This is a genomic window from Kosakonia sp. N21 (genome assembly GCF_050587465.1).
GTDB lineage: Bacteria > Pseudomonadota > Gammaproteobacteria > Enterobacterales > Enterobacteriaceae.
Genome location: NZ_JBOBHR010000031.1, coordinates 1 through 1,085 on the forward strand (window position 1 = coordinate 1; position 1,085 = coordinate 1,085).

Here is a 1,085-nt window from a genome sequence, read left to right on the forward strand (position 1 = left end):
CTGACTGCTGCAATCACTACCGTTCTGGCAAAAACCTACGGTGGTAACGCTCGCGCATTCGATCAGATCGATAACGCGCCGGAAGAAAAAGCTCGTGGTATCACCATCAACACCTCTCACGTTGAATATGACACCCCGACTCGCCACTACGCACACGTAGACTGCCCGGGCCACGCCGACTATGTTAAAAACATGATCACCGGTGCTGCTCAGATGGACGGCGCGATCCTGGTAGTCGCTGCGACTGACGGCCCGATGCCGCAGACTCGTGAGCACATCCTGCTGGGTCGTCAGGTAGGCGTTCCGTACATCATCGTGTTCCTGAACAAATGCGACATGGTTGATGACGAAGAGCTGCTGGAACTGGTTGAGATGGAAGTTCGTGAACTGCTGTCTCAGTACGATTTCCCGGGCGACGACACCCCGATCGTTCGTGGTTCTGCACTGAAAGCGCTGGAAGGCGAAGCAGAGTGGGAAGCGAAAATCATCGAACTGGCTGGTCACCTGGATTCTTACATCCCGGAACCAGAACGTGCGATTGACAAGCCGTTCCTGCTGCCGATCGAAGACGTATTCTCCATCTCCGGTCGTGGTACCGTTGTTACCGGTCGTGTAGAGCGCGGTATCATCAAAGTTGGTGAAGAAGTTGAAATCGTGGGTATCAAAGACACCGCGAAATCCACCTGTACTGGCGTTGAAATGTTCCGCAAACTGCTGGACGAAGGCCGTGCTGGTGAGAACGTAGGTGTTCTGCTGCGTGGTATCAAACGTGAAGAAATCGAACGTGGTCAGGTACTGGCTAAGCCGGGTTCAATCAAACCGCACACCAAATTCGAATCTGAAGTTTATATCCTGTCCAAAGATGAAGGCGGCCGTCATACTCCGTTCTTCAAAGGCTACCGTCCGCAGTTCTACTTCCGTACAACTGACGTGACTGGCACCATCGAACTGCCGGAAGGCGTAGAGATGGTAATGCCGGGCGACAACATCAAAATGGTTGTTACCCTGATTCACCCGATCGCGATGGACGATGGTCTGCGTTTCGCAATCCGTGAAGGCGGCCGTACCGTTGGCGCGGGCGTTGT

Annotated in this window: 1 protein-coding gene; it reads left to right on the top strand. The window is 53.9% G+C overall.

Annotation, left to right across the window (positions count from 1 at the left end; genetic code table 11):
• On the top strand, positions 1-1,085 hold a 1,085-nt coding region (tuf, locus tag ACQ3G7_RS24700), incomplete at both ends, for an elongation factor Tu (protein WP_430893013.1).